Source organism: Kitasatospora sp. NPDC093806 (genome assembly GCF_040683335.1).
Taxonomy (GTDB): domain Bacteria; phylum Actinomycetota; class Actinomycetes; order Streptomycetales; family Streptomycetaceae; genus Kitasatospora.
The window spans coordinates 385,435-408,834 of record NZ_JBFBDO010000001.1 but is presented as its reverse complement, the minus strand read 5'-3'; the positions used below and the strand labels follow the sequence as shown (position 1 = coordinate 408,834).

Annotated in this window: 12 protein-coding genes and 1 pseudogene; all 13 read right to left on the bottom strand. The window is 73.7% G+C overall.

Going from position 1 to position 23,400, the window contains the following annotated elements; translation table 11 throughout:
- Window positions 1-10: 10 nt before the first annotated feature.
- Window positions 11-832: an ABC transporter permease gene (locus AB0N76_RS01740; RefSeq protein WP_363552002.1), complete on the bottom strand. Its 822-nt coding sequence runs from the start codon at window positions 830-832 to the stop codon at window positions 11-13.
- Entirely contained in the window at window positions 829-12,084 is an 11,256-nt protein-coding gene (locus AB0N76_RS01735) for an amino acid adenylation domain-containing protein (RefSeq protein WP_363552004.1), read from the bottom strand. The genes AB0N76_RS01740 and AB0N76_RS01735 overlap by 4 nt, the downstream gene beginning before the upstream one ends.
- 151 nt (window positions 12,085-12,235) lie before the next feature.
- Window positions 12,236-12,946 (bottom strand): DsbA family protein, encoded by a 711-nt coding sequence (locus AB0N76_RS01730; protein WP_363552006.1) that lies wholly within the window; start codon window positions 12,944-12,946, stop codon window positions 12,236-12,238.
- 46 nt (window positions 12,947-12,992) lie between these two features.
- Window positions 12,993-13,754 (bottom strand): 3-oxoacyl-ACP reductase FabG, encoded by a 762-nt coding sequence (gene fabG / locus AB0N76_RS01725; RefSeq protein ID WP_363552008.1) that lies wholly within the window; start codon window positions 13,752-13,754, stop codon window positions 12,993-12,995.
- Entirely contained in the window at window positions 13,751-14,875 is a 1,125-nt protein-coding gene (locus AB0N76_RS01720) for a beta-ketoacyl synthase N-terminal-like domain-containing protein (RefSeq protein WP_363552010.1), read from the bottom strand. Before AB0N76_RS01720 ends, fabG begins: the two co-directional genes overlap by 4 nt.
- A complete protein-coding gene (locus AB0N76_RS01715; protein ID WP_363552012.1) occupies window positions 14,872-16,104 on the bottom strand; it encodes a beta-ketoacyl-[acyl-carrier-protein] synthase family protein in 1,233 nt (410 codons plus the stop codon). The genes AB0N76_RS01720 and AB0N76_RS01715 overlap by 4 nt, the downstream gene beginning before the upstream one ends.
- 25 nt (window positions 16,105-16,129) lie before the next feature.
- Entirely contained in the window at window positions 16,130-16,390 is a 261-nt protein-coding gene (locus AB0N76_RS01710; protein ID WP_363552014.1) for an acyl carrier protein, read from the bottom strand.
- Window positions 16,368-17,207 carry a LysR substrate-binding domain-containing protein gene (locus AB0N76_RS01705; protein ID WP_363552235.1) on the bottom strand — a complete coding sequence of 280 codons (840 nt, stop codon included), beginning with the start codon at window positions 17,205-17,207 and terminating at the stop codon, window positions 16,368-16,370. The genes AB0N76_RS01710 and AB0N76_RS01705 overlap by 23 nt, the downstream gene beginning before the upstream one ends.
- Before the next feature lie 24 nt (window positions 17,208-17,231).
- Window positions 17,232-17,516: pseudogene (locus tag AB0N76_RS01700) on the bottom strand (LysR family transcriptional regulator); the annotation flags it as partial.
- Between the two features lie 156 nt (window positions 17,517-17,672).
- A complete protein-coding gene (locus AB0N76_RS01695) occupies window positions 17,673-18,467 on the bottom strand; it encodes an AfsR/SARP family transcriptional regulator (RefSeq protein ID WP_363552016.1) in 795 nt (264 codons plus the stop codon).
- A gap of 179 nt (window positions 18,468-18,646) precedes the next feature.
- Entirely contained in the window at window positions 18,647-20,911 is a 2,265-nt protein-coding gene (locus AB0N76_RS01690) for an MMPL family transporter (protein ID WP_363552018.1), read from the bottom strand.
- Between the two features lie 220 nt (window positions 20,912-21,131).
- Complete coding sequence (sbnA, locus tag AB0N76_RS01685) at window positions 21,132-22,103, bottom strand: 2,3-diaminopropionate biosynthesis protein SbnA (protein WP_363552020.1); 972 nt, start codon at window positions 22,101-22,103, stop codon at window positions 21,132-21,134.
- Window positions 22,104-22,116: 13 nt separating this feature from the next.
- Complete coding sequence (gene sbnB / locus AB0N76_RS01680) at window positions 22,117-23,172, bottom strand: 2,3-diaminopropionate biosynthesis protein SbnB (RefSeq protein ID WP_363552022.1); 1,056 nt, start codon at window positions 23,170-23,172, stop codon at window positions 22,117-22,119.
- Window positions 23,173-23,400 lie beyond the last annotated feature (228 nt).

Genomic DNA, 23,400 nt, shown 5'->3' with positions numbered 1-23,400 from the left:
GTCTCGGGGCTCAGGAGCCCGCGGTGCGGAAGCGGTGAAGGCTCACCGCGGAGCAGAAGGTGAACAGCACGCCCAGCGAGACGACGAGCACCACCGCCGGGTGCTCCGCCGGGAAGCCGCCGGCCGTCGGGGCGGGGTTGCCCCAGGCCTCGCGGCAGGCCGAGATCACCGCGCTGACCGGGTTCCACTCCGCGACCGGGCGGATCACGGCCGGCATGTTCTGCGGGGCGAGGAAGGCGTTGGAGAGGAAGGGCAGCACGACGACGATGAACGGGGTGACCACGCTGATCGTCTCCACCCCGCGCAGCGTCATCGCGAGCAGCACGCCGAGCCAGATCATCACGTAGGCGAAGACCACGATCAGCCCGAACCCGCCGAGCATCGGCAGCACGCCGCCGCTCGGCCGCCAGCCCAGCAGCAGGCCGGCGACCGTGACGATCGCCAGCCCCAGCACCCCGACCAGCAGGTCCGCCAGGGTGTGCCCGAAGAGCACCGCGGAGCGGCTGATCGGCAGTGACCGGAACCGGTCGACCAGCCCGCCTCTGAGGTCCATGGCCACCGAGATCGCGGTCGGCCCGACGCAGGCCAGGCCGACCTGGACGGCGCCGCCGGCAAACACGTACTCGGCGTAGTCGCCGCCGCTCGGCAGGGTCACGGCGTCCCGGAAGAGGTAGCCGAGCATCACCATCGAGACCAGCGGGCTGAGCGCCACGCCGATCACCCGGCCGGGGGCCCGGCCGAGGTGGCGCAGGCGGCGTCCGGCCACCGCGCCGACCTCGACCAGGACCGCCCGCAGGCCTGTGGGCCCGCCGACCACGAGGGTCGTACTCATGCCTTCCCACCCTTGGACTCGTCGTGCAGCCGCGCCAGTTCGGCGGCGACCGCCGGGCCGACCTGGGCCAGCGGCTCCGGGCCGAGGATGTCGTCGTGCGTGCTGTCGATCCGGTGGACGTCCATCGGACCGTCGAAGAACGGCCGCCACAGCTCGGTCGGGTCGCTGCCCTCCGCGCCCCAGCCGGTCGCCCGGGTGGCCACGAACATCGTCATCCGCCCGTCGTAACCACGCGGCCGGTAGCGGGTGTTGAGGCCCTGGTGGTGCCGCATCAGGTCGGCCATCCGGGCCATCCGCCGCTCGCCCATCCGGGCCATCGGGCTGTTGTCCCGGCGCAGCGCCTGGTAGACGTCCTCGATGGTCAGCTCGCGGTCGCCGAACTCCGAGCGGTGGTGTCCGATGCCCTCCAGCAGCCAGCCGAGCAGGGCCTGTTCGTCCCGCTCGTCGGCCAGGCCGGTGCGCGGGTAGGCGTCCAGGTTGGCCACCAGGCCGACCTCGGCGCCGGCCTCCCGCAGCTGGACGGCGACCTCGTAGGCGAGGATGCCGCCGAGCGACCAGCCGAGCAGGTGGTACGGGCCCTCCGGCTGGACGGCGCGGATCGACTCGACGTAGCCGGCCGCGGCCGCCTCGATGCTCTCCGGCAGCGGGGCGTCGCCGACCACACACGGCGCCTGCACGCCGTAGACCGGCTGGGCCGGGTCGAGGTAGCGGGTGAGCGGCAGGTACGAGAGGGCGAAGCCGACGCCGCTGTGCAGGCAGAACAGGGCGGGGCGGTCGCCGCCGCGCTCGATCCGCAGCATCGGGCTGAACGGGTCGGACTCGTCGTCGTGGCCGTCGGCCGCCGCGATCGTCTCGATCGCCTCGGCCATGATGTCGGTGCTGCCGCGCCGTTCCGGCGTCGCCTCCGGTGCCGCGGCCGGCTCCTCCTCGGCCGGCGAACCGGCCAGTGAACCGGCCAGCTCGCGGACCGTCTGGTGGGCGAAGACGTCGGCGATGCTGACCTCCAGCCCGGCCTTGCGGGCCAGGCTGACCACCCGCAGCGTCTTCATGCTGTCCATGCCGTGGTCGAAGAAGTTCAGGCCCGTCTCGAACTCCGGCTTCCCGAGCACCTCGGCGACGATCCCGCAGAGCGCCCGCTCCGCCTCGGTCAGCGGCGCCTCGGCCGTGGCCGGCTCGTCCGCCTCCGGGGCGGCCGGCTGCACCGCCGCCTCGCCCGGGGCCAGCAGCACCCCGGTCGGGTCCCACTTGGCCCGCTCGCCGGTGCGCAGCAGCACCGAGCCGGCCGGGCCGTACGGGTTCGCCACGAACCGCTGGGCGGTGTCGCCGGGGCGTCCGGCGTAGCCGCGCGGCAGGACCGCGCCCGCGACGTACACCTCGCCGACCACTCCGGGCGGCACCGGCCGCAGCCACTCGTCCAGGACGTAGCGCCGGCTGTTCCAGGCCGCCGCCTCGCGCGGCCCGAAGGTCGCCGGTCCAGCCCAGTCGGCGGGCAGCGGCTCGGCCGCGGCGGCGCCGCCCTCGGTCAGCACCGCGAGCAGTCCGGCCTCGGCGCCGCCGTGCTCCGCCCAGGCGGCCCGTTCGGCCGCCGCGCGGTGCTCGACGAGCAGGGCGGCCGGGCGGCCGTCCGCGCCCTCGGCGCGGATCGCGTACGCGGCGTGCTCGGGGCGCAGCGGCGCCGTCCGCTCGCCGTCGGCCAGCGGGCCGTCGGACTGGGCGAGCACCTCGGGGGCGTCCAGCACCACCGTGGGCAGCTGCAGCGGGCGCAGCCGGGGGGCGAGGCCCGCCGTGGTCAGCAGGCCGACCGGGGCGAGCTCGGCGAGCAGCGCCTTGATCCGGGCGGGCGGCTCGTCCGCCTCGACCGGCAGCACCGCCGCGCCCGACTTGAGCACCGCGAGGGCCGCCGTGGCCCGGTCGATCGGCCGCGGCACGGCCAGCGCGACGAACCGCTCCGGTCCGGCGCCGGCCTCGATCAGCCGGCGGGCCAGCCGGTTGGACCGGGCGTCCAGCTCGGCGTAGGTGATCCGCTGGGCGCCGGCCGTGACGGCGGGCGCGTCCGGGGTCCGGGCGGCCCGCTCCGCGAACAGCTCGGGCAGGGTGCGCTCCGGGCCGGCGTGGTCGGTGGCGTTCCAGCCGTCCAGCACCTGCGCGCGCTCCGCGTCGGAGAGCAGCGGCAGGGTGCTGAGCCGGGCCCGCGGGTCGGCGGCCACCGCGTGCAGCAGCCGGACGAACTGCTCGGTCATCCGCTCGACGGTGCCCCGGGTGAACAGGTCGGTGCGGTAGCCGAGCAGGCCGCGCACGATGTTCGTCTCCGGCCAGGGCACGATCTGCAGCACCAGGTCGACCTTGACCCGGTCGGTGGGCATGAACTCCAGGTTCGCCCGCAGGCCGGGCAGGTCCAGCCGGCCCTCCTCGTTGTTCTGCATGCTCAGCACGACCTGGAACAGCGGGTGCCGGGCCAGCGAGCGGCTCGGCCGGACCGCCTCGACGACCTGCTCGAAGGGCACGTCCTGGTGCGAGAACGCGGCCAGGTCGCTCTCCCGGAGCCGGTCCAGCAGCTCCAGGAAGGTCGGGTCGCCGCTCAGGTCGCTGCGCAGCACCAGGGAGTTGATGAACACCCCGACCAGGTCGTCGAGCGCCTCGTCGGTGCGGCCGGCGACGGTGATGCCGAGCGGGACGTCGGTGACGCCGCCGAGCCGGCCGAGCAGGGTGGAGAACGCGGCCTGCAGGACCATGAACTCGGTGGTGCCGGTGTTCCGGGCGATCTCGACCAGCTGCGCGTAGAGCGCCGGGTCCAGGTCGAACATCACCTCGTCGCCCTCGGTGCCGGCGACCTCCGGACGGGGGAAGTCGGTGGGCAGCTCCAGCTGCTCGGGGATCCCGGCGAGGGCGTCCCGCCAGTAGTCGAGCTGCCGGCCGACCAGGCTGTCCGGGTCCTCCGGGGAGCCGAGCAGTTCGCGCTGCCAGACCGCGAAGTCCGCGTACTGGACCGGCAGCGGCCGCCACTGCGGGGCGTGCCCGGCGGACCGGGCCCGGTAGCCGGCGGCCAGGTCGCGCAGCATCGGCGCCATCGACCAGCCGTCGAAGCCGATGTGGTGGAAGACCAGCAGCAGCACGTGCTCGTCCGGGCCGAGGTCGAACAGCCGGACCCGCAGCGGCGGTTCGGCGGTCAGGTCGAAGCCCTGGTCGGCCTCGGCGGCCAGCGCGGCGGCGAGGCCGTCCGCGGTGGTGTGCCGGGCCTTGAGCACCGGCGCCCCGGCGGCGGCGTCCAGCACCCGCAGCGTGGGCACGCCGTCGACCTCGGGCAGCACGGTGCGCAGCACCTCGTGCCGTTCGGCCAGGTCGGCGAGCGCCGCCTGGAGCGCCTCGGCGTTGAGCCGGCCGTTGAGCCGCAGCGCCACCGGCGAGTTGTAGGCCCCGCTGTCGCCCTCGCGGCGGTTGAGGAACCACTGCCGCTGCTGCGAGAAGGACAGCGGCGGCTCGGTGCCCTCGGGTGCGGGGGCGAGCGGGGTGCGGGCGGTGGCCGCGCCGGCCAGGTAGCCGGCCAGCGCCGCGACCGTCTTCTGCTCGAACAGCGCGCGGATCGGCAGTTCCACGCCGAGCGCGCTGCGGGCCCGGCTGACCAGCTTGGTGGCGAGCAGCGAGTGCCCGCCGATGGCGAAGAAGTCGTCGTCCACGGAGACCCGTTCGACGTCCAGGACGTCGGCGAACAGGCCGCAGAGGATCTCCTCGGTGGGCGTGCGCGGGGCCCGGCCCTCGGTCCGGCCGCCCAGTTCGGGGGCGGGCAGCGCCTTGCGGTCGAGCTTGCCCTGGGCGGTCAGCGGCAGCGCCTCCAGCGCGACCACCGCCGAGGGCACCATGTACTCGGGCAGCGACTCGGCCAGCCGCTCGCGCAGCAGTCCGGTGACCGCGGGGTCGGCGACCACCACGTGGGCGACCAGCCGGCGCTCGCCGTCGTCCTCCCGGACCGTCACCACGGCCTGCTCCACGCCCGGCTGGGCGAGCAGGGCCGAGGCGATCTCGCCGAGCTCGATCCGGAAGCCGCGCAGCTGCACCTGGTCGTCGGCGCGGTCGAGGTAGTCGAGCTGGCCGTCGGGCAGCCAGCGGACCAGGTCGCCGGTCCGGTAGAGCCGGCCGCCGGCCGGGCCGAACGGGTCGGCGACGAAGCGCTGCGCGGTGAGGTCGGGCCGGCCCAGGTAGCCGCGGGCCAGGCCGCCGCCGACGTAGAGCTCACCGGCCACGCCGACCGGGACGGGCACCAGGTCGCGGTCGAGCACGTAGACCCGGTGCGCGGTGGTGGGCCGGCCGATCGGCGGGCGGCCGTCGCCCTCCAGCGGGCCGCCGACGGTGGAGGCGACCACCGCCTCGGTCGGGCCGTACCCGTTGAACAGCCGGACCTTGTCGGCCCAGCGCTCGACCACCTCGGCGGGGACGGCCTCGCCGGCCACCGCGAGCCGCAGGTCGGCGGGGAGCGTGCTGCCCTCGGGCAGTCCGCCGACCACCACCGGCGGCAGGCCGGCCAGGTTGATCCGGGCCCGGTTGAGCAGGTCGACCAGCGGCTGGCCGGGGGCCCGGCACTCGTCGTCGGCGATCACCAGGGTGCCGCCGTTGAGCAGCGCCAGCATGAACTCCCAGACCGAGGCGTCGAAGCTGGCCGAGGCGAACTGCAGGACCCGGGTCTCCTCGTCCAGGCCGAACCGCTCGACCAGGCTGGCGACCATCGCCAGCAGGCCGGTGTGGGCGACCACGACGCCCTTGGGGCGGCCGGTGGAGCCGGAGGTGTAGATGACGTAGGCGGCGTGGCCGGCCCGCAGCGGGGCGGTCCGGTCGGCGTCGGTGAGGTCGCCGTCCGCCAGCGCGGCCGTCTCCGGGTCGTCGACCAGCAGGACCTCGCCGGCCGGCCAGCCGTGCTCGGCCGCCCGGGCCGCGGTGGCGGCGTCGGTCAGCAGGACGGCCGGGCGGGCGTCCGCCAGCATGTAGCCGATCCGGTCGTCGGGGTAGCCGGGGTCGACCGGCAGGTAGGCCGCGCCGGCCTTGAGCACGCCGAGGGCGGCGGCCACCAGGTCGGCGGAGCGCGGCAGCAGCACCGCGACGGTGCGCTCGGGGCCGACGCCGAGCCCGGTCAGCCGCCGGGCCAGCCGGTTGGCCCGGCGGTTCAGCTCGGCGTAGCCGGTCTCCTCGGTGCCGAGCAGGACGGCGGTCTTGTCGGGGGCCGCGGCCGCCCGGCGCTCGAACAGCTCGGTGGTGAGCAGCTCGGTCGGCTGCTGCGCGCGGGCCGCGCCGGACCAGTCGCCGAGCAGCTGGCCGCGCTCGGTCTCGTCCAGGGTCTCCAGCCGGCCGAGCGGGGTGGCCGGGTCGGCGACCAGGGCCTCCAGCACCCGGACGAAGCGCCGGACGGTGGCGGCGACCTCCTCGGGGCCGAACACGTCGGGCCGGTACTGGGCCTCCAGCCGGATCCGCTCGCCGGGGAAGACGCTCAGCGCCAGCGGGTACTCGGCGACGACCCGGGCCTCCCAGCCCAGCAGCCGCAGGCCGGGGATCCGCTCGGCGATGCCGTCCAGCACGCCGGCCGGGTAGTTGTGGTAGCTGACCACGGTGTCGAACAGCTCGCCGATGCCGGCGCCCTGCTGCACCTCGGCCAGGCCGAGGTGGTGGTGCTCCTCCAGGCCGAGCTGGCGGTCCTGGAGGTCGGCCAGCATCGCCTCGGCGCTCAGCCCCGGGTCCAGGTTCACCCGGACCGGCAGGGTGTGCAGGAAGGCGCCGACCATCCGGTCGACCTCGGGCAGGTCGGCCGGGCGGCCCGAGTAGACCGCGCCGAAGGTGACGTCGCGGCGGCCGGTGAGCCGGCCGAGGGTGATCGCCCAGGCGCCCTGGACCACGGTGTTCATGGTGAGTCCGCGGGCCTTCGCCCAGCCGCCGAGCGCGTCGGTCAGCCGGGTGTCCAGCTCGCTCTCCCAGGTGCCGGGCAGCGCCGAGACCTGGCCCCGGTCGGCCGGGCCGAGCCGGGTCGGCTCGTCGATGCCGGCCAGCTCCTTCTGCCAGGCCTCGCGGGCGCCCGCCTTGTCCTGCGCGGCCGACCACTCCAGGAAGCCGCGGGCCGGGACCACCGGCGCCAGCGCCGCGACGTCCGCGCCGTTCGCCCACAGCTCGACCAGCTCGCCGGCCAGCACCGCGGACAGCGACCAGCCGTCCACCAGCATGTGGTGCGCGGTCCACACCACCCGGTGCCGCTCGGCGCCGAGCCGGTAGACGGTGAACCGGGTGAGCGGGGCCCGCTCGACCTCGAAGCGGCGCAGCCACTCCTCGTCGGTGAGCCGCCGGACCTCGTCCTCCTGCTCCTCGGCCGGCACGCCGGTGAGGTCGACCTCGGTCCACGGCAGCGGCACCTCGGCGGAGACGATCTGCACCGGGTCGCCCAGGTCGCGGCTGTGGAAGGAGGCCCGCAGGCCGGGGTTGCGGGCGAGCAGCGCGCCGGCCGCGGCGTGCAGCGCCGAGCGGTCGAGCGGCCCGCCGAAGTCCATCACCACCTGGAGCGTGTAGGCGTCCATGCCGTGCCGGTCGAACTCGGCCGCGAACAGCAGGCCGCGCTGCAGCGGGGAGAGCGGCAGGATGTCGGCCAGGTTCTCGAACTCCCGCTCGTACGCCTCGATCTCCGGCTGGGTCAGCGCGACCAGCGGGAACTCGGACGGGGTGCGGCCGCCGGCGCCGGGCCGGGCGGCGTGCGCGGCGAGCGCCTCCAGGGCGCGGAACCAGCCCTCGGCGAGCTGCCGGACGTCCTGCTCGGACAGCAGGCCCTCGGCCCAGGTCCAGTCGGCGACCAGGACGGCGCCGCCGGGCCGCTCCTCGGTGATCGAGACCAGGTCGACGGCGTAGCGCAGCGGGGTGTCGGGCGAGGCGGTGAGACCGGCGCCGCCGCTCTCGACCGACCAGGCGCCGCCGCTGCCGGCCGCGAACCGGCCCAGGTAGTTGAAGCCGATCTCCGGGGTCCCGAGCCGGCCGAGCACCCCGGCGGTCTGCGGGTTGAGGTGGCGCAGCAGGCCGTGGCCGAGGCCGTGGTCGGGGAGCGCGCGCAGCTGCTCCTTGATCCGCTTGAGGGCGGTGCCGGCGGCCGCGCCGCCGGTGAACGCCTCGGCCCAGTCCAGCTCGCCGAGGTCGAGGGCGAGCGGCAGGACGCTGGTGAACCAGCCGACCGTGCGGGACAGGTCGACGCCCGGGAAGACGTCCTCGCGGCCGTGGCCCTCCAGCTCGACCAGGGTGCGCCGGCCGGTGCGGCCGTGTTTGCGGTGCCAGTCGCCGACGGCCAGCGCCAGCGCGGTCAGCAGCACCTCGTTGGCCTCGGCGTGGAAGACCGCGGGCACCCGGGTGAGCACCTCGGCGGTGCGGTCGGCGGACAGCTCGACGCGCAGCCGGCCGGCGGTGCGGTGGACGTCCCGCGCGGGGTCGGTGCGGCGGTCCGCGACCGGGGCCCGCTCGGCGGTCGACTGCTCGGCCCAGAACGGGAGTTCGGCGACCCGGTGGGCGGCCCGGGACTCCTCGGAGAGCAGCTTGGCCCAGCGCCGGAAGGAGGTGCCGACCGGGTCGAGGCGGATCGCGGTGCCCGTGCGGGCGGCGTCGAAGGCGGCCGCCAGGTCGGGCAGCAGGATCCGCCAGGAGACGCCGTCCACGGCGAGGTGATGGATCACCAGCAGCAGCCGGTCGGCCGGGCCCTCGCCGGGCAGCCGGACGGCCTGCACCAGCAGCCCCTCCTCGGGGCGCAGCCGGGCGCGGGCGGCGGCCAGCTGCCCCTCGAAGTCGGCGTCCGCCGCGGCGGGGTGGAGCACCTGCTCGGCGCGGACGGCGCCGACCGGCAGGGTCTCGGCGGACCACAGGCCGGGGACCGGCTCGGTCAGCCGCAGCCGCAGCGCGTCGTGCCGGTCCAGCACCGCCTGGAGCGCGGGCAGCAGCTCCTCGGTGCGCGCGCCGGCCGGCAGGGTGACGGTCGCGTACTGGGCGAACTCCCGGGCGGGGCCGTCCAGTCGGCCGAGCTCCTCGCGCAACTGGTCGATCACCGGGGTGAGTTCGACGGCGCCGACGCCGTCCGCCTCCGCTTCCGGGGCGGCCGGCTCGGCCGCCCGGACCACGGCGGCGATGCCGGCCGGGGTGCGGTGCCGGAAGACGTCCCGGGGGGTGACCGCCAGGCCGGCCTTGCGGGCCCGGCTGACCACCTGGATGACGGTGATGGAGTCGCCGCCGAGCGCGAAGAAGTTGTCGTCCGGGCCGATCCGGGGCAGGCCGAGGGCCTCCGCCAGCACCTGGCAGAGCACCTCCTCCTGCGGGGTGGCCGCGGCCCGGCCGGTCTCGGTCCGCTCGAACGCGGGGGCGGGCAGCGCCTTGCGGTCCACCTTGCCGTGCGCGGTCAGCGGCAGCCGGGGCAGCGCGATCAGCACGGAGGGCACCATCGGGCCGGGCAGCAGCGCGGCCAGCTCGGCGCGCAGCGCGTCGGTGTCCAGCGCGGCGGCGGCCGCGGCCTCGTCGCCGGCGGCCTCCGGGGCCAGGTAGCCGACCAGGCGCTTGTGCCCGGCCCGGTCCGGCACGCCGACCACGATCGCGTCGCCCACGCCGGCCAGCGTGCGCAGCGCCGACTCGACCTCGCCGGGCTCGATCCGCTGGCCGCGGATCTTCAGCTGGTGGTCGCGCCGCTCCAGGAACTCCAGCTTGCCGTCGCCGCGCAGCACCACCCGGTCGCCGGTGCGGTACATCCGGGCGCCGCCGCCCGCGAAGGGGTCGGCGAGGAAGGTGGTGGCGGTGCGGCGCGGGTCGCCGAGGTAGCCGCGGCCGACGCCGGCGCCGCCGATGAACAGCTCGCCGGGCACGCCGCGCGGCACCGGCGTCAGGTCGTCGCCGAGCACGTACAGGGTGGTGTTGCGGACCGGGCGGCCGATCGGCGCGGTGGGCCCGTCGACGGTCTCGCCGGGCCGGACGAACTCGTGGGTGACGTCGTCGGAGCACTCGGTGGGCCCGTACATGTTGGCCACCGGGACGGCCGGGTGGTAGCCGGACCAGCGCGCGCACAGTTCGGCGGGCAGCGCCTCGCCGTTGGAGATCAGCACCCGCAGGGTGGGCAGGGCGGGCGAGCGGCCGGCCGCGTCCCAGGCGTCCAGGGTCGCGCGCAGCAGCGAGGGGACGACCTCCAGCACGGTCAGCTTCTCGGCGGCGATGGTGCCGAACAGGGCGTCCGGGTCGGCCTGGACGTCCCGGTGGACCGGGCGGGTCCGGCCGCCGGCGACCAGGCCGGAGAGGGTCTGCCAGACCGTCACGTCGAAGGTGACCGGGGAGCTGTGGACCACCGCGGCGTCCTGGTCCAGGGCGAGGTCCTCGACCTTGGCCAGCAGGTGGTTGACCATGCCGCCGCGCTCCACCAGGGCGCCCTTGGGGCGGCCGGTGGAGCCGGAGGTGTAGATCACGTAGGCGAGGTCGCGCGGGTCGTCGCCGACCGGCGCCAGGGCCTCGGGGGCCACCCGGGCGCCGTCCAGCTCGTGCACCGTGACCGGGCGGCCGACCTGGACGCCGGCCCGCTCGGCGAGCTCGCGGTGGGCCCGGTCGGCGAGGACGGCGGTGGCGCCGCTGTCGGCGAGCAGGTCGGTCAGCCGGGCCAGCGGGGCGCGCGGGTCGAGCGGCAGGAAGGCCCGGCGGGTGCCGAGCACGCCGAGCTCGGCGACCAGGAAGTCCCGGCCGGGCTCGGTCAGGATGGCGACCACGCCGCTGTCGCCAGCGAGCAGTTCGGACACGGCGCCGGCCCGGCCGGCCAGTTCGGCGTAGGTCAGCACGCCGCCGTCGTCGGTGACGGCGACCGCGTCGGGGCGCTGCCGGGCGTGCTCGCGGACCCGGTCGACCACGCCGAGGTAGGGCTCGGTGCGGACCGGCCCGGTGAGCGCGGCGGTCAGCTCGGCCCGCTCGGTGGGGGCGAGCAGGTCCAGCGCGGCGAGCGGGGTGTCCGCGTCGGCGGAGACGAACCGGTCGAGGAAGGTGAGGAAGCGGGTGAGGTGGTCGCGCAGCTCGTCCCGGTCGTAGCGGGCCTCGTTGCCGCTGAGGTCGAGGGCGATGCCCGCCTCGCCCTTGTCGGCCAGGGTGAACTCGAAGTCGTCGATGAGGCCGGTGGAGAGGTTGTGCATGACGGCCTCGCACGGGCCGATCGACAGCTTCTCGATCTGCGGCATCATGTTGACGAACGGCCCGAACGCCCGGCGGTCGTCGCTGGACAGGCCCATGCCGCGGCGGATCCGGCTGACCCGCAGGCGCTGGTGCTTGAGCCCGCCGGCGAGCTCCTTGTACGCCGCCGCGAGCAGCTCGCCGCGGGTCAGGCCGGGGTGCACGGCAAGGCGCAGCGGCACGTAGTTGACCACCATGCCGGGGATGACCTGCATGGTGCCGCCGACCCGGGCGGTGACCGGCAGCGAGAGCAGCACGTCCTGGGCGCCGGTGATCCGCTGGGTGTAGGCGCCGACGGCCGCCACCACGACGCTCTGCCAGGTCGCCCGGATCTCCCAGGCGATGGCGCGCATCTTCTCGGCGATCTCCACCGGCAGCACGGTCTGCTCGCGCAGGAAGGTCTGCGCGGGCTCGGCGTCCCGGCGGGAGAAGGTGATCGGCTCGGGCGCGTCGGTGAGCCGCTGCTCCCAGTAGGCCCGGTCGCGGGCGTGGTGCTTGTGGTCGACGTACGCGGCCTCGGCGTCGATCAGGGTCTGCAGCGGGGCGAACCGGCCCTCGTCCGGGTCGCCGCCTTCCAGCAGGGTGGCGTAGATCGCGGACAGCCGCTGCCAGTAGATGACGTAGCTGAAGCCGTCGGAGGCGAGGTGGTGGTTGTTCAGGCAGAAGACGATCCGGTCCTCGGCCAGCAGGTAGACGCTGAGCCGGAACAGCGGCTCGCCGGAGGCGATGTCGAACGGGATCGCCATGTCGGCGCGGATGCCGTCGCGGGCGGCCTCGAACGGGTCGGCCGCGGCGCTCACGTCGGTGATCGCCAGCGGCGGTTCGGGCAGCGGCTCGACGATCTGCCGCGGCTCGCCGTCGACCTCGAAGTACCGGGTGCGCAGGCACTCGGACTCCTCGACGAGCCGGCCGAGCGCGGTCAGGAAGAGGTCCCGGTCCAGCGGCCCCTGGATGTCCCAGAAGATCGCCGTGTTGTAGCTGGCGCCGCCACCGGTGATCTTCTCGTCGAACCAGATGTCCTGCTGGCCCGCGGTGAGTGGCAGGCCGGCCGTCCGAACGTCATCCATAGCTATCCCCTCGACAAGGTCACCCGGCGGTACGGACGATGCTTGTCGCGCCCGCTGACACCTCGCTGACCTGCAACTGACGCAGAATGTGCCGGGGCGCCGTCCTGGCGCCCCGGCGGTGTTTGCCCAACTGGCGTGCGGTGCCGGCGGGTCAGCCGCAGCCGCCCGCGTGGCCGTCGTCGATCGACGGGCCGAGCCGCACGGCGCCGTTGTACGGCTCCGGCAGGGAGGTCGCGGCGAGGCCCTTGCCGCGCATGTAGGCGGCGAAGTCGTCGAGCCGGTCCAGACCCCAGAAGCGGGTGAAGCCGTGGACGAAGAACGGCACCCCGAAGACCCCGTCGGTGCCGGCCTGGGCCAGCAGCCGGGTGCCCTCGGCGCGCAGGTCCGGGTCGTCGACCGCGCCGGCGACCAGGTCGCCGTCGACGCCCAGCGAATCGCCGATCTCGCCGACCACCTTCGGGTCGCAGATGTCGCGGCCCTCCAGGAAGCGGGCCTGGTAGCAGGCGGCGATGTAGGCGCGGCCCTGGCCCTTGGCCTCGGCGACCAGGTAGCCCAGGTGCGGGACCTCCCAGACCGAGTCCCGGTCCACCGGCCAGGTCATGTCGATGCCCCGGTCCTTCGCGAGCCGGCCGATGTCCTGGAGGATGTACATGTTCTTGGCCCGGGTCATCTCGCCGACCACGTACTCGCCGCCGAACTCGGCCAGCATCTCGGTGGTCTTGGCGTCCGGCTCGCAGAACGGCACCCATTCGACGCCCTCGGCGATGTCGGGCAGCCGGGTGGTCAGTTCCCGGTGGAGCAGCCAGGAGTACGGGCTGCGCAGGGAGAAGTAGAACCGCGGAATCTTGGTCTTCTTGGCCATGCCAAAGAACCCCTTTTGAGGACGGGAGGAAGAGGGCCGGCGGGCCTCAGACGACGAGTCCGCCGTCGACGCCGAACACCTGGCCGGTGATGTAGGACGCGCGCTCGGACACCAGGAAGGAGACCAGGTCCGCGACCTCCTCGGGCCGGCCGAACCGACCCAGCGGGATGCGCTCGGCCATCTTCCCGGCGTAGCCCTCGGCGAGTCCGGAGATCATGTCGGTCTCGATGAACCCCGGCGCGACGACGTTGGCCCGGATCCCGTACGGGCCGGCCTCCTTCGCCACCGCCTTGGTGAAGCCGATCAGTCCGGCCTTGGAGGCCGAGTAGTTGGCCTGGGTGGCGTTGCCGTACACGCCGGCCACCGAGGACAGCGTGACCAGCGAGCCGGTGCGGCGCTTCATCATCGCGAAGACCGCGGCCTTGCAGACGTGGTAGGTGCCGTCCAGGTTGGTCCGCAGCACCGCGTCCCAGTCCGCCTCGGAGAGCATGACCAGCGGGTTGTCCCGGACGATGCCGGCGCAGGAGACCACCGTGTGCAGCGGCCCCAGCTCCTTCTCGACCGTCTTCACGAAGGTCCGCACCTCGCCGGCGTCGGCCACGTCCACCTTGCGGGCCAGCACCGCGGCGCCGTGGCCGGTCGCCTCCTTGGCGACGGCCTCCGCCGCGTCCTGGTCCGACCGGTAGCAGAACGCGACGTCGTAGCCGTCCCGGGCCAGCCGGTCCACCACGTGGGCGCCGATGCCCCGGGAGCCGCCGGTCACCAGGGCGACCTTGCGGGCCGCCGACCCGTCCGTCGTCCCGGTCACCGCGCCCACCCGCCGATCACGGCACAGCCGACCTGGCCGTCCCGCTCGATGCCGGTGACCAGCGCGACCCCGTCCGGGGTCAGCCCGCCGAGCTCCGCCCGGGCCAGCACCGCGGCCAGCTGGAGCCCGGTCGCCGCGCCGGCGGTGTCGCCGAGCAGCGGCCGGCAGCGGATCCACTCCGGCTCCGCCGAGGCCCCGAGCACGTCGTCGAGCGCCTGCTCCTCGACGGTGTCGAAGCCGTCGCCCGCGCCCAGCGGCGCCACCAGGGTGACGTCCGCGGGGGTCACGCCGGCCCGGGCCAGCGCGTCCCGGACGCAGCCGGCGAGCGCCGCGCGGGCGTCGCCGCGCTCGGCGAACGCGCGGAACCGGGTGCCGAGCAGCCGGGCCAGCGGGGTGCGCCCGGCCTCGACCGCGTCCTCGGCGCGCTCCAGCAGGCAGACCGAGGCGCCCTCGCCGAGCGGGGTCTCGCGGTCCTCGCCCACCCGGCCGTGCCACTCGATCCAGGCCCGCTGCTCCGAGTACTCCTCGGCGGCGCCGCACAGCACCCGGGTGGCGTGGCCGCCGCGGTGCAGCCGGGCGGCGTAGCTGAGCGCGAGCAGGCCGGCCAGCCGGCCGCCGGTGATGGTGGTGTTGGGACCCTTGAGCCCGTGCCAGATGGCGCTCTGCCCGGCGGCCCGGTTCATGATGGCGTTCGGGAAGTTGGCCGGTTCCACGTGGTACGGCCGCTCGCCGGTGAGCGAGCCCTTGGTGAAGTCCATGGTGCTCTGGAGGCTGCCGGAGCCGGTCCCGAGCACCAGCGCGATCTGCTCCGGACGCTCCGTCAGGCCCGGTCCGCAGTCGGCGAGCAGGCGCCCGACCGCGGTGACGGTGATCGCCGTCACCCGGTCCATGTTGCGGGTGCCCTTCTTGCCGACGTACTTCGCGGCGCTGAAGTCCGGGATCAGGCCGGCCCGCGCGAACGGGCCGGGGTGGGCCTCCCGGTCCAGCTCGCCGACGCCGGAGTGGCCGGCCAGCACGCCGTCCCGGTAGGGCTCGCTGCCCACCCCGTACGGGGACACCGCCGACCAGGCGGTGAAGACCAGCCCGGCCCGGTCGGTGGCGGTCTGCGGTGCGGTGGTCACGACGCCTCCCGGTACCGGCCGAGGATCAGCACGGCGTTGTTGCCCGCGAAGGCGAGCCCGTTGTTCTGGACCATGTTCAGCTCGGCGGTCCTGGCCTCGTTGGGCACGCAGTCCACGCCGCACTCCGGGTCGGTCTCCCGGTGGTTGATGGTCGGCGGGATGAAGCCGTGCGAGATGGCGAGCGCGCAGGCGGCCGAGGCCAGCGCGCTGGCCGCGCCCATCGCGTGCCCGATCATCGACTTGATCGAGACCACCGGCGGCGGTGCGTCGAACACCTGCCGGATGGCGCCGGCCTCGGTCACGTCGTTGGCCTTGGTGCCGGTGCCGTGCGCGGAGATGAAGTCGATGTCCTCCGGCTTGACCCCGGCGTTGCGGTGGGCGATCTCCATGCAGCGGGCCAGGCTGTCCCGGTCCGGCGCGACCGGGTGGTGCGCGTCGCAGTTCAGCCCGTACCCGAGCACCTCGGCGTAGATCCGCGCGCCGCGGGCGGTCGCCGACTCCAGGCTCTCCATCAGCAGGATGCCGGCGCCCTCGCCGGTGAGGATGCCCTTGCGGTCCTTGTCGAAGGGCCGGCAGGCGTCCGGGGCGATGGTGCCGAGCCGGTAGAAGCCGGAGAAGGTCTTGCGGCAGACGGCGTCGGCGCCGCCGCACAGCGCGATCTCCGCGTCGCCGTCCCGGATCGCGTCGAACCCGCTGCCGACGGCGTAGTTGCCGGCCGAGCAGGCGGTCGGGATGGTGAGCGCCTCGACGTCGGTGAGGCCGAGTTCGCGGACGATGCCGAGCGACAGCCCACCGGCCTGGGTCCGGCGGACCACGTCCGCCGACCACGACTCGGGGCCGTGCTCCAGCTGCTGCCCGACCAGCACGTCCAGGTCGCGGGACTCCGCGTCAGTCGTGCCGACCGAGACCAGCGCCCGGCGGCGCCGGAGCTCCTCGGGGCTCAGCCCGCTGTCGGCCACCGCCATGTTGGCGGCGGCCACCGAGAACTGGGTGGCGCGCCCCAGTTCGTCCGGGTCCAACCGGTGGATCCACTCCCCCGGGGCGAAGTCGTCGACCTCGCACCCGTTGGAGTGGGCGAATCCCGTCGTGTCGAAGGCCGTGATCGGCTTGACCCCGCTCCGGCCGGCCCGCAGGCCGTCCAGGAAGGCGGGGACGCCGAGGCCGATGCTGGTGACCACGCCGAGGCCGGTGATGACGACGCGGCGCGGCCGTTGCTCGTTCTCGTGCACGTGCACTCCCGTCCCGAGACCCGAGTTACGCCTTGGCGGCCAGGGCGTCTTCCACCACGGCGGCCACGCCGTTCAGGTTGACCATCCGGGACAGCTCGGCCTGGTCGATGTCGATGCCGAAGGCACGCTCCAGCTGGGACAGGATCTCGATGGCGCCCATCGAGTCGGCGTCGTGGTCCTCCTTGAAGAGGCTGGTGTCGGTGACCTCGTCCTCCTCGATCTCGAGGATGTCGCAGACGAGTTCCTTGATCTTGGCGCGACGCTCAACGTCGGTGTTCAGGCTCATGTCGGCCATGCTGGTCGAGCGCCCTGACAAGGCCCTGACCCACCGCTGACCGGGCGCTGACGGGGCTGGTCGGATACCCGCCCAATTCGGCGAAATCCTCCGGGTGTTCGGCGATCCAGGACCAGTACCGGGGGATCGATCGGGCGTACTCGCAGTAGTATTGCCGGACCGTGTCGGCCAGCCGGCCGACCGTGGCCCGGCTGATCGAGCCGTTGCGCCACATCAGCTGCATCTCGGTGCGGCGGGTGCCCGCGAGCGGCACCAGCCGGACGTCGCTGTTGGCCCCGGTCGGCGTGGCCAGCGCGGCCGCCCCGCCCTCGCTCACCCAGCTCATCGCCTCGGCGTGGCTGGCCACCCGGTGGAGCAGCTGCGGGGTGACGCCGAAGCCCTCGAACAGGGCCGACTCGACCCGGTGGAACCAGTGGTCCCGGGTGAAGCGGACCCACTTCAGCGCGGCGAGGTCGGCGACGCCCACGATCGGCCGCTCGGCCAGCGGGTGCCCCTTGGGCAGGGCCACCCAGACGGGTTCGCGGACCACCACCACCCGGGCCAGCGCGGGTTCCGGCTCGCTCTCCGGCGGCCCGATGCCGGCGTCGGGGACCAGCGCCGCCGTCAGCGCTCCGCGCAGCAGGGCCGCGACGGCGATGTCCGGTCCGACCGTCTCGGTCCGCACCTCTTTGCCGGGCACCGCGGCCTGCAGCGCGCCCCGCAGGGTCGGCGGGGTCCACTCGGCGTTGCCGAAGCAGAGGATGTCGGAGACGGTCGCGGAGGCCTCGGCGATCAGCGCGTCGGCGCGCTCGACGAGGTCCAGCATCATGGGGATTAATCGCTCGCCCAGAATGGTTGGGACGACTCCTGAGCGCGAGCGGATGAAGAGCTCCCCGCCCATCGCTTTCTCGATTCTTCGCAACTGGGCCGTGAGCGAAGGTTGTGGAATCTTGAGCTCGGCCGCCGCTTTGGATATACTTCGATTATTGGAAATCGTCGCGACAACCCTGGCATGGCGTAGTTCAACATTCACACTGCCCCCCTGGCCAAGCGGAATCGCTCGTCGAAGAACCGGAAGGCCCCCGCCGACCGCCCGAAACGTAATTCCAGACTTTCTCCCGCATGTCGGCAAGAGCATTCACGATGCTAGCAGGGCATACCTGTATCGTCCACCAAGAGACTTTTACGGATCTTGGTGGACGATTGTTTATGCCGCCGCGGGTCCCCCCGCGGCGGCGTCCGCTCGGCGCGCGCCGGTGTCCGCTCGGCGGACTCCCGGCCGGCCTCCCTCGGGCTAGGCGATCCTCGCCCCCAGCGCCCGGCGGGGCTCCCCGAGCACCTCGTCCTGCTCCAGGATCGCCTGGTACACCCGGTGCATCGCCCGCCCGGGCTCCAGTCCCAGATCGCTCACCAGCCGCCGCCGGGCGCCGTGGAAGACGTCCAGCGCCTCGGTCTGCCGGCCCTCCTGGTAGAGCGCGAGCATCAGCAGCTCGCTCAGCCGCTCCCGCTCCGGGTGCTCGGCGGCCGCCTCCCGCAAGCCCGCTATCGACACCCGGTTGTGACGCAGCGCCAGCTTGGCCTCGGTGAGGTCCTCGTAGGCGGTCAGCCGGCGCTCCTCCAAGTGGGCCGCCTGGATCCGGCAGCGCATCCCCTCGCAGGAGTTCACCGCGTCCTGCAGCGCCGGACCGCGCCACAGGCCGAGCGCCCGCTCCAGCACCGGCAGCGCCTCCGCCGGGTGGTGGCCCAGCAGCTCGGCACCGGTCTCCGCCAGGACGAGGAAGCGGTGCGCGTCCACCGCCTCGGCCGGGACGTCCAGCAGGTAGCCGTGCCCGACGGTGCGGACCAGCTCGTCCGAGCCGGTCACCGACTGGAGCAGCTTGCGCAGCCGGCCGATATTCGCCTGCAACGCGTTCCGGGCATTGGCAATACGCTGCTCCGCCCACAACTCGTCGATGAGCCGGTCGAATGTGACCACCGATCCGGGGGCCGCGGCCAGCAGCGTCAGCACCGCCCCGACCCGCTTCGAGGCGACCGCCCAGCGGCGATTCCCCACGGACAGCGAAAGCGAACCGAGCAGTAGAATTTCCATGGCCAGGACCCCCGTCGTCGTAAGCTCTGGCCCATCGTGTCGAATTTGTCAGGTGCGGGGAAATACCATCTCGCCGAGCGGCGGCGGACCGGATGGTATGGCCGCTGCCCGGGCCGCCACGAAAGGCGGCGCCGGACCGGGCGGGGGCCCCGGTCCGACGCCAGTCTCTGGGGGTGTGGTCAGACACCCGTTCCCACCGTGGCCGGCACCGGCGCGGCCGGGTCGTCGCCCCGGCGCGGGAGCTTCGCGGGCCACCAGGCCAGCCGGCCCAGCAGGGTCAGCGCGGCCGGCAGGATCATCACCCGGATGATGAAGGCGTCCAGCAGGACCGCGACCGCGAGGCTGAAGCCGATCTGCTTCATCTCCGCCAGGTGCAGGAACATGAAGCTCGCGAAGACCGTCACCATGACCGCCGCGGCGCTGGTGACCACCTTGGCCGAGCGGGCGATGCCGTCCAGGACCGCCTGCCGGGTGGGCATCCCGCTCAGCACCGCCTCGCGGATCCGGCTGACCACGAAGACCTGGTAGTCCATCGAGAGGCCGAACAGGATCACGAAGAGGAAGAGCGGGACCCGCGAACCGATCGCGTTGGTGGCGCTCTCGTCGAAGCCGAACAGGGTGGACGCCAGGCCCCACTGGAAGAAGATCACCAGCAGGCCGAGCGAGCCGCCGACCGAGATCAGGTTGAGCACCACGCCGACCAGGCCGATGACCACCGAGCGGAACACCACGGCCGTCATCAGGAAGGTCAGCAGCAGCAGGAAGCCGACCACCAGCGGCAGCTTGTCGTTCTGGTGGGTCAGGTAGTCGGCGTCGCGGGCCGAGTCACCGGTGACCCCGAACTCCGCGCCGGACAGCTTGCCGACCGTGGCGGGCACGTAGTCGTCGCGCAGGTGGTCCAGCGAGGCGCCGGCCTCGTCCGAGCTCTGCCGGAACGGCACGTTCAGGGTGAGCTGGCTGACCCGCTTGTCGGCCGAGGTCTGCAGCTGCGGCTGCACCCCCTTGGCGAACACCGGGTCGGCCTGCGCCTTGCGGCCGAGCTCCTGGAGCGCCGCGCCGACCGCGCCGGCCTGGCCCGGGTCCGCGCTGACCACCACGGTGTGCTGGACCCGCAGGTGCGGGAAGGCGTCGTTCAGCCGGTCGTAGGTCTGCATCGCCGGGATCTGCCGCGAGTGGGTGTCGCGGTTGAGCACCCGCAGCTGCATCCCGAAGGCCGGCAGCGCCAGCGCGCCCATCGCCAGGCAGGAGATCAGCAGGGTGGCGACCGGCTTCTCGCTGGCCGGCCGGAGCACGGCGGTCCAGGCCTTGCCCAGCTCCGCCTTGCGCGGCTTGGCCGCCTTCGGCGCGGTGCCGCGGGAGGCGTCCTTGGCCGCGCGGCGGGCCGCCCGGCGGTTGGCGCGGTGGCCGATCTTCACCAGCAGGGCGGGCAGCGCGGTCATCGAGCTGGCCATGGCGACCAGGACGACCACGATGGCGCCGGTGGCCAGCGAGGAGAAGATGATGTCGGTGGCCAGGTACAGGGTGGCGGTGGAGATGATCACGGCGACGCCGGAGACCATCACCGCCCGGCCCGAGGTGGCCGCCGCGATCTCGACCACGGCCTCCGGGCTGAGCTTGCCGCCGCTGTTCTTCTGCTCCTCGCGCTCACGCTTGAGGTAGAAGAGCGCGTAGTCGACGCCGACCGCCATGCCGATCAGCAGGATGACGTTGTTGCCGACGCCGGCGTCCGGCATGACGTGCGAGATCACCATGGACAGGCCCATCGCCGCCATGATCGAGGAGATCGCCAGCAGCAGCGGGACGCCGACCATCAGCACCGAGCCGAAGACCACCGCCAGGGTGATCAGGGTGACCGGGAAGGTGATCGCCTCGGAGGTGGCGAGGTCGGAGCTGCGCTGTTCGTTGAGGCCCTTGCTGACCGAGCCGCTGCCGGTCTCCTCGACCACCAGGTCGGGGTTGGCCTTCTGCACCTGCTCGGTCTGCTCCAGCAGCGGGGCGACGTTCTTCTTCGCCTCCAGCTCGGGGCCCTTCATGGTCACCTCGACCATGGTCATCCGGCCGTCGGCGGACTTCACCGGCGCGGCCACCTGCTCGACCTCGGCCAGCTTGCCCATCCGGGCGGTGATGTCCGCCGCGACGGCGTCGGCCTTGGCCTTGTCCAGCGTGCCGGACTTGGCGGAGATCATCACCTGCTCGGCCGGCTTGTGCTGGAGGCCGGACGCGGCGGCGATCTTGTCCGCCCGGCCGGACTCGCCGACGTAGTAGTCCTTGGCCACCGCGTTGTTCGTCCCCGCCGCGATGCCCACCGCGAGGCACAGCACGACGAACGCGAACCAACCGGCGATGGCCTTGCCGGGGTGCAACGCACTCCAGCACGCCACCCTCACGGTGATCGGCTGCTTCTTCACTGGCCCATGCTCCTTACCGATCGTCACGTCCACCATGTGTAAGTCGAGAATGACAGGTGTTGGGCCGGAGGGTCAACTGAAAGTCGAAACTCGGCCAGAACGTCGCGGTTCGGCCGCCCACCTCGAACTCCCGTCCGCCGAACGGGAATTCGAGCCTGGACACGGCGCGACCCCCGCCTGGGGGTAGGCGGGGGTCGCGGGTCTGACGTCGCCCACCGTGATGACATGGGCTTTTCGAGTGACGGTCGGGGGCTGGTCAGCCGATCGGATCGAGGTCCAGGACGTGCTCCCCGTAGACCTCGTTCACCCAGTCGGTCCGGAACACGTTGTCGAGGTAGCGCTCGCCCAGGTCCGGTGCGATCGCCACCGCGGTGGTCGGCTCGTCCCCGCGGTGCTCGGCCAGCCAGCCGACCGCCCCGGCGAGCACCGTGCCGGTCGAGCCGCCAAGCAGCAGCCCGCGGGAGGCCAGCCGGTGGGACATCCGGATCGCGTCCGGCTCCGGGACGTGCACGACGTCGTCCACGTAGGACTCGTCCAGCAGCGGCGGCCGGACGCCGGCGCCGAGCCCCGGGATCATCCGCGGTCCCGGCGGGGCCCCGAAGATCACCGAGCCGACCGAGTCCACCGCCACCACGGTCACCCGGCGGCCGGACTCCCGGAAGTAGCGCGCGCAGCCCATCAGCGTGCCGGTCGTCCCGGCGCCGACGAACAGCACGTCGAGGTCGGGGAACTGCTTGGCGATGGACGGCGCGGTGGTCCGGTGGTGGGCGATCCAGTTGTACTCGTTGAGGTACTGGTTCAGCCACAGGTACCGGCTGTCGCCCGCGCACAGCTTGCGCACGTAGTCCAGCCGGGCGCCCAGGAAGCCGCCCTCCGGGTCCGGCTCGGTGACGGTGTGGACCCGCGCCCCCATCGCCTCCATCATCCGCCGGGTGGTGAGGTTGCAGCGGGTGTCGGTCACGCACAGGAACCGGTAGCCCTTGCTGGCCGCGATCAGGCTCAGGGCGACACCGAGGTTCCCCGACGAGGACTCGACCAGCACCGAGCCGGGGCCGAGCGCGCCCCGGTCCTCGGCGTCGGCCACCATCGCCGCGGCGGCCTTGAGCTTGATCGAGCCGGCGAAGTTGAACGCCTCGCACTTCAGGAAGAGCGGGGCCCCGAGGGTCGGGCCCAGGTCCACGAACAGGTCGTCGACGTGGAAGTCCTCCGGCGCGGTGATCACGGACATCGGCCCACCCGCCTCAGGAGCCGGCCGCGGCGACGCGCCCGTACCGGTCGACCTCGTGGAAGAAGCCCTCGACGACGTTGAGCCCGCCGCCGCGGCGCACCTCGTCCAGGACGTGCCGGCCGACCGCCAGGTCCAGGACGCCGAGGCCGAACGGCGAGAAGACCACCGTCCGGCCGGCCGGCACCCGCAGCGCGCCGGTCAGCACGTCGTACAGCGTCCCGTCGACGAAGTCCCGGTTGCCGGTGAGCTGTTCGGTCAGGTGCGGGGAGGTGTCGGCCTTCAGGCAGTGCTCGACGTCGTCCAGCACGTTCACCGCGTCGAGCAGCACCTCGGGGGCCAGGTCGCGCAGCGAGACGTTGAGCACCACCGGGTGGTGGTCGAACCAGGCCGGCTCGGTGAGGTGCGGGCTCGGCGCGACGGTGGCCAGCACGATCAGGTCGGAGCCGCGGACCAGGTCCTCGGCCCGCTCGTGCACGGCGACCCGGCCGGCCGTCCCGGAGCGCTCCAGGTAGTCGCGGAAGCCCTCCGCCGACTCGGCGGACAGGTCGTGCACGCCGATCTCGTCGAACTCCCAGCCGGTCGCGGCCAGGTAGGTGTGGATGTGGCGGGCGATCAGGCCGGTGCCGATGAAGCCCACCCGGCGGGGCCGCTCACGCTCCCGGGTCAGCCGGTCGGCGGCCAGCGCCGCCGAGGCGGCGGTCCGCGCCGCGCTGACGATCGAGCTCTCCAGACAGGCCAGCGGGTAGCCGGTCGCGTGGTCGTTGAGGATCAGCACCGCGGACGCCCGGGGGATTCCCGCGGAAACGTTCTCCGGGAAGCTGGAAATCCATTTCAGCCCGTCCACCGGGGATTCACCGCCGAGCGAGGCGGGCAGGGCGATGATGCGCGAGGAGGGTCGGTCGGGGAATCGCAGGAAGTACGACGGGGGATTCACCGTGGCACCCTCGCCGTGCAGCCGATAGGCCGCCTCCACCAATTCGACCGTCCGCTTCTCCTGGCCGGACAGCACCTGGTGGACCTGCGCGCCGGGGATCACGGCGAACGGCGGGACCTGTCCTTGCTGTGTCATGCAGAACTCCATTGCAGTTCGAGTGCCCTGCGGCACCGCCGACGCCGCCATACTGGCCAGCGGCACTGACAGCGCGCTGACGCCCGGCCCGCCGGCCGCCGGCCCCCGGGGCGACCTGCGACTTTCACGGGTGCCTGAAATACGTAGCCAGGATTTGCCGGCAAACCTAGGCTTCGTTTTCGGTGGCGCCACCACAGGGAATTCGCAGGCAAGGCCAGCGACGGGAGT

Coding starts and splice junctions, on each gene's coding strand:
- AB0N76_RS01740 (WP_363552002.1), bottom strand. CDS start 832: ATGAGTACGACCCTCGTGGTCGGCGGGCCCACAGGCCTGCGGGCGGTC.
- sbnA (WP_363552020.1), bottom strand. CDS start 22,103: ATGTCCGTGATCACCGCGCCGGAGGACTTCCACGTCGACGACCTGTTC.
- AB0N76_RS01710 (WP_363552014.1), bottom strand. CDS start 16,390: ATGAGCCTGAACACCGACGTTGAGCGTCGCGCCAAGATCAAGGAACTC.
- AB0N76_RS01690 (WP_363552018.1), bottom strand. CDS start 20,911: ATGGTGGACGTGACGATCGGTAAGGAGCATGGGCCAGTGAAGAAGCAG.
- AB0N76_RS01730 (WP_363552006.1), bottom strand. CDS start 12,946: ATGGCCAAGAAGACCAAGATTCCGCGGTTCTACTTCTCCCTGCGCAGC.
- AB0N76_RS01695 (WP_363552016.1), bottom strand. CDS start 18,467: ATGGAAATTCTACTGCTCGGTTCGCTTTCGCTGTCCGTGGGGAATCGC.
- sbnB (WP_363552022.1), bottom strand. CDS start 23,172: ATGACACAGCAAGGACAGGTCCCGCCGTTCGCCGTGATCCCCGGCGCG.
- AB0N76_RS01705 (WP_363552235.1), bottom strand. CDS start 17,207: ATGATGCTGGACCTCGTCGAGCGCGCCGACGCGCTGATCGCCGAGGCC.
- AB0N76_RS01735 (WP_363552004.1), bottom strand. CDS start 12,084: ATGGATGACGTTCGGACGGCCGGCCTGCCACTCACCGCGGGCCAGCAG.